General features: G+C 52.3%; 5 protein-coding genes. All 5 read left to right on the top strand.

The features are described from left to right. Positions 1 to 133 precede the first annotated feature (133 nt). The 5 genes from EA14781_RS21425 (at position 134) to yiaY (ending at position 6118) form a co-directional block, all read left to right on the top strand. Complete coding sequence (locus tag EA14781_RS21425; RefSeq protein ID WP_000936288.1) at positions 134 to 781, top strand: MOSC domain-containing protein; 648 nt, start codon at positions 134 to 136, stop codon at positions 779 to 781. A 57-nt stretch (positions 782 to 838) separates the two neighbouring features. Then, complete coding sequence (locus EA14781_RS21430) at positions 839 to 1447, top strand: glutathione S-transferase (protein ID WP_000766693.1); 609 nt, start codon at positions 839 to 841, stop codon at positions 1445 to 1447. Positions 1448 to 1544: 97 nt separating this feature from the next. After that, complete coding sequence (selA, locus tag EA14781_RS21435; RefSeq protein WP_000206236.1) at positions 1545 to 2936, top strand: L-seryl-tRNA(Sec) selenium transferase; 1392 nt, start codon at positions 1545 to 1547, stop codon at positions 2934 to 2936. Then, entirely contained in the window at positions 2933 to 4777 is a 1845-nt protein-coding gene (gene selB / locus EA14781_RS21440) for a selenocysteine-specific translation elongation factor (protein ID WP_000582414.1), read from the top strand. Before selA ends, selB begins: the two co-directional genes overlap by 4 nt. Positions 4778 to 4966: 189 nt before the next feature. Beyond that, positions 4967 to 6118 (top strand): L-threonine dehydrogenase, encoded by a 1152-nt coding sequence (gene yiaY, locus EA14781_RS21445; protein WP_000741487.1) that lies wholly within the window; start codon positions 4967 to 4969, stop codon positions 6116 to 6118. Positions 6119 to 6161: the final 43 nt, after the last annotated feature.

Consider the following 6161-nt stretch of genomic DNA (forward strand, 5'->3'; position numbering starts at 1 on the left):
CCTATTTTGACTTCTCTGTGAGCCGGGTAATAGTTACTGCCGTTTCTTTATTCAGAGCTGGAAGCGAAATATTGTTAGGTATATAACGATGGCGACGTTGTATTACCTAATTCCGGGTATAAGGAGAGATGACATGCTTCCAGACTTTCAGGTAACACTGCAAACGCTTCTTGGTAATCAGCTTCAGGCTGATGGTTCGCAACGCAAGGTCGTATTAACGGGGCGTGTTTATCTCACTCCTCATGGATTACAGGCGGAAAACGGGATTAGTGAAAATTTTAAGGATCCTGATTGCGCATTAATGCACTATGCGCTGGAACACTACGTTTTCTGGCGCACACATTACCCCGCCCTGGCAGAACAACTTCGCCGCCCTGGTTTGTTTGGCGAGAATTTTTCTACTCTCGGTATGACGGAAGAAAATGTTTGTCCTGGCGACGTGTTTCGCCTGGGGAGTGCTGAAATTCAGGTTTCGTGGGGGCGAGTCGCCTGCGCAACGATGGCGGGTCGACTACAGGATGAACGTGCGCCAGAGATTATGCATCAACAATCACGTAACGGCTGGTTTTATCGGGTACTGACACCCGGAGAAACTGCCAGCGGCGATAAATTTATCTTGTTAGATCGTCCTGTTAAGTCGTGGCCGCTTACCCGTCTGCAACGCATTATTTTCTCTGATGAAGGTACTACTGAAGAGTTGGCCGCCGTTGCGGATATGCCATTCCTTGCTCAAGTCTGGCGGGATCAGGCGAAATCACGTTTGCAGACAACAACGGTATAAGCTGCTTTTTTTCACCGCCAGGCCATACTGATATTTTCCTCGTATAAAGGACCCGGCATGAAACTCATCGGTAGCTACACCAGCCCGTTTGTTCGCAAACTTTCTATTTTGTTATTAGAAAAGGGCATTACATTCGAATTTATTAATGAACTGCCCTATAACGCAGACAACGACGTGGCGCAATTTAACCCGTTAGGGAAAGTTCCCGTGCTGGTGAGCGAAGAGGGCGAATGCTGGTTTGATTCGCCGATTATCGCCGAATATATCGAGTTAATGAATGTCGCTCCGCCGATGTTGCCGGGCGATCCGCTGGAGTCGTTGCGAGTACGCAAAATTGAGGCGCTCGCCGATGGCATTATGGACGCGGCGCTGGCGTCGGTACGCGAACAGGCGCGTCCGGCAGCGCAGCAGTCGGAAACGGAACTGTTGCGTCAGCGGGAGAAAATTAACCGTGGCCTGGATGCGCTGGAAGGGTATCTGGTCGATGGCACGCTCAACACCGATACGATTAATCTGGCGACTATCGCTATTGCCTGTGCGGCGGGATATCTCAATTTCCGCCGTGTCGCGCCGGGTTGGTGCGTGGAGCGCCCTAACCTGGTCAAACTGGTCGAAAACCTCTTTAGCCGCGAAAGTTTCGCTCGCACCGAACCGCCAAAGGCTTGATGCGCGATATGTCCTCCTGACGCTTCTCACGTTACAATTCGTGGTTATGTTAAACGCCCTTCTCCGTGCGAGAGGGCCTTGATCAGCCAGGTTTCCTATGACAACCGAAACGCGTTCCCTCTATAGCCAGCTTCCTGCTATTGATCGCTTATTGCGCGATAGTTCTTTCCTTTCTTTACGTGATACTTATGGTCACACCCGCGTGGTGGAGTTACTGCGTCAAATGCTCGACGAAGCGCGGGAAGTGATTCGTGACAGTCAGTCGCTGCCTGCGTGGTGTGCAAACTGGGCGCAGGAAGTCGACGCCCGGCTGGCGAAAGAGGCGCAAAGCGCTCTGCGTCCGGTTATCAATCTGACGGGAACCGTACTGCATACCAACCTCGGACGAGCGTTGCAGGCGGAAGCCGCGGTTGAGGCCGTTGCGCAAGTCATGCGATCACCGGTGACGCTGGAGTACGATCTGGATGATGCCGGACGTGGGCATCGCGATCGTGCGTTAGCCCAGCTCCTGTGTCGCATTACCGGCGCGGAAGATGCCTGCATCGTTAATAACAATGCGGCGGCGGTACTGCTGATGCTGGCTGCTACAGCCAGTGGTAAAGAAGTGGTGGTGTCGCGTGGCGAACTGGTAGAAATCGGCGGCGCGTTTCGAATTCCTGACGTGATGCGTCAGGCCGGATGTACGCTGCATGAAGTGGGAACCACCAACCGCACTCACGCCAATGATTATCGTCAGGCGGTAAACGAAAATACTGCGTTGTTGATGAAGGTACATACCAGCAATTACAGCATTCAGGGTTTCACCAAAGCGGTCGATGAAGCGGAGCTGGTGGCGCTCGGCAAAGAGCTGGATGTTCCGGTAATCACTGACTTAGGCAGTGGCTCGCTGGTGGATCTTAGCCAGTATGGTTTGCCGAAAGAGCCGATGCCGCAGGAGTTGATTGCCGCTGGCGTCAGCCTGGTCAGCTTCTCCGGCGACAAGCTACTTGGCGGACCGCAGGCGGGAATTATCGTCGGTAAAAAAGAGATGATCGCCTGCTTACAGAACCATCCGCTGAAACGCGCGTTACGCGCCGATAAAATGACTCTCGCCGCGCTGGAAGCGACGTTGCGCCTCTATTTACACCCCGAAGCGTTGACCGAAAAATTGCCGACGCTGCGTCTGCTTACCCGCAGTGCAGAGGTCATTCAAATCCAGGCCCAGCGCCTGCAAGCCCCGCTTGCCGAACATTATGGCGCGGAGTTTGCCGTACAAGTTATGCCATGCCTTTCACAGATTGGTAGTGGTTCTCTGCCGGTTGATCGTCTGCCGAGCGCAGCGTTAACCTTCACCCCCCATGATGGACGCGGCAGCCACCTTGAAGCATTAGCCGCTCGTTGGCGTGAATTGCCAGTGCCGGTTATCGGTCGCATTTACGACGGACGTCTGTGGCTGGATTTACGCTGCCTTGAAGATGAGCAACGGTTTTTGGAGATGTTGTTGAAATGATTATTGCGACTGCCGGACACGTTGACCACGGCAAAACGACATTATTGCAGGCGATTACGGGAGTGAATGCCGATCGTCTGCCGGAAGAAAAGAAGCGCGGGATGACCATCGATCTTGGTTATGCCTACTGGCCACAGCCGGATGGTCGCGTACCCGGATTCATTGATGTTCCCGGCCATGAAAAATTTCTCTCCAACATGCTGGCAGGGGTTGGCGGTATCGATCATGCGTTGCTGGTAGTCGCCTGCGATGACGGCGTAATGGCGCAGACTCGTGAGCATCTGGCGATTTTACAGCTTACGGGTAATCCGATGCTTACCGTGGCATTGACCAAGGCCGATCGCGTGGATGATGCGCGTGTGCAGGAGGTCGAACATCAGGTAAAGGCGGTACTGCGGGAATACGGTTTTGCTGAGGCAAAACTGTTTGTTACCGCAGCGACTGAAGGACGAGGTATTGATGCTCTGCGTGAACATCTGCTTCAGTTGCCGGAGCGCGAACATGCCAGTCAGCACAGTTTTCGCCTTGCTATCGACCGAGCCTTTACCGTAAAGGGCGTGGGGCTGGTGGTGACCGGCACGGCGTTAAGTGGGGAAGTGAAGGTTGGCGACACGCTATGGCTGACGGGCGTCAACAAACCTATGCGCGTGCGTGCGCTACATGCGCAGAATCAGCCAACAGAAACCGCCCATGCCGGGCAGCGTATCGCGCTTAATATTGCTGGCGACGCCGAGAAAGAACAGATTAACCGCGGTGACTGGCTGTTGGCAGATATACCGCCAGAGCCGTTCACGCGGGTCATTGTCGCATTGCAAACTCACGTGCCGCTGACTCAGTGGCAGCCGTTGCATATTCACCATGCCGCCAGTCATGTTACCGGACGTGTTTCACTGCTGGAGGATAATCTGGCAGAGCTGGTATTCGACACGCCGTTATGGCTGGCGGATAACGATCGCTTAGTGTTGCGCGATATCTCCGCTCGCAACACGCTGGCGGGAGCGCGTGTGGTGATGTTGAACCCACCGCGTCGTGGTAAACGTAAGCCGGAGTATCTGCAATGGCTGGCTTCGCTTGCGCAGGCGCAGAGCGATGCAGAGGCATTAACCGTTCATCTTGAACGCGGTGCGGTTAATCTCGTGGATTTCGCCTGGGCGCGCCAACTTAACGGCGAAGGAATGCGCGAATTGCTGCAACAGCCGGGTTATATTCAGGCTGGTTACAGCTTACTGAATGCCCCGGTTGCCGCACGCTGGCAGAGAAAAATCCTCGACACGTTGGCGACTTACCATGAGCAGCATCGTGACGAACCTGGACCGGGGCGCGAACGTCTGCGACGTATGGCGTTGCCAATGGAAGATGAAGCGCTGGTGTTGTTGCTGATTGAAAAGATGCGCGAAAGCGGCAACATTCTCAGTCACCACGGTTGGTTGCATCTGCCGGATCACAAAGCCGGATTCAGCGAAGAACAACAGGCAATCTGGCAAAAAGTGGAACCGCTGTTTGGTGACGAGCCGTGGTGGGTACGAGATCTGGCAAAAGAGACGGGGACCGACGAACAGGCAATGCGTCTGACGCTACGGCAGGCTGCGCAGCAGGGGATTATTACGGCGATCGTTAAAGATCGTTACTACCGTAATGATCGGATTGTTGAATTTGCCAATATGATCCGCTGCCTCGATCAGGAGTGCGGATCGACGTGTGCAGCGGATTTTCGCGATCGTTTAGGCGTTGGTCGAAAACTGGCAATTCAAATTCTGGAATATTTTGACCGGATTGGTTTTACGCGTCGTCGGGGGAATGATCATTTATTACGTGATGCATTATTATTTCCAGAAAAGTAATAGAATTATTAATTAATGTTAATCATGAATTAATATAAAATTATTATACATATAAAGAAAGTGCATTGTTTTATGAATATAATGTGCTTTCTTTGAAATATATTTTACTAAAAAATAATTTCGATCATGTTTTCGAATGAAAATCGTCTGTAAGCTGCCCATCCTTTTTTAGTTGTTCAGGAGTATGTTATGGCAGCTTCAACCTTTTTTATTCCTTCCGTTAATGTCATTGGTGCTGATTCATTAGACAGTGCGATGAATATGATGGCGGAATATGGTTTTCGCCGTACATTGATCGTAACTGACAGTATGTTGACGCAATTAGGCATGGCGGGTGATGTGCAAAAAGCACTGGAAGAACGCAATATTTTCAGCGTTATTTATGATGGCACCCAACCTAATCCAACCACGGAAAACGTCGCCGCAGGTCTCAAACTGCTGAAAGAAAATGATTGCGATAGCGTGATTTCCTTAGGTGGTGGTTCTCCACACGACTGCGCAAAAGGTATTGCGCTGGTGGCCGCCAACGGTGGTGATATCCGTGATTATGAAGGCGTTGACCGCTCTGCAAAACCGCAGCTGCCGATGATTGCCATCAATACCACTGCGGGTACTGCATCAGAAATGACTCGTTTCTGCATCATCACCGATGAAGCGCGTCATATCAAAATGGCGATTGTTGATAAGCACGTTACCCCGCTGCTTTCTGTCAATGACTCCTCTCTGATGATTGGTATGCCGAAGTCACTGACCGCTGCCACTGGTATGGATGCTTTGACTCATGCTATTGAAGCGTATGTGTCTACCGCTGCCACGCCGATCACCGATGCTTGCGCGCTAAAAGCCGTTGCCATGATTGCCGAAAACCTGCCGCTGGCCGTTGAAGATGGCAGCAACGCCAAAGCGCGTGAAGCAATGGCTTACGCTCAATTCCTCGCGGGTATGGCATTCAACAACGCATCTCTGGGTTATGTTCATGCGATGGCGCACCAGTTAGGCGGTTTCTACAACCTGCCGCACGGGGTATGTAATGCTGTTCTGCTGCCTCATGTTCAGGCATTCAACAGCAAAGTTGCCGCAGCCCGTCTGCGCGACTGCGCGGCTGCAATGGGCGTGAACGTGACAGGAAAAAATGATGCGGAAGGTGCAGAAGCCTGCATTAATGCCATCCGTGAGCTGGCGAAGAAAGTGAATATTCCGGCAGGTCTGCGTGACCTGAACGTGAAAGAAGAAGATTTCGCGGTGCTGGCTACCAACGCCCTGAAAGATGCCTGCGGCTTTACTAACCCGATCCAGGCAACTCACGAAGAAATTGTGGCGATTTATCGCGCGGCAATGTAATTCCCTTCTTCCTGCGGCTGGCGTATTGCCAGCCGTTTTTTGT

This window comes from Escherichia albertii NBRC 107761 = DSM 17582, assembly GCF_000759775.1.
Classification (GTDB): Bacteria; Pseudomonadota; Gammaproteobacteria; order Enterobacterales; family Enterobacteriaceae; genus Escherichia; species Escherichia albertii.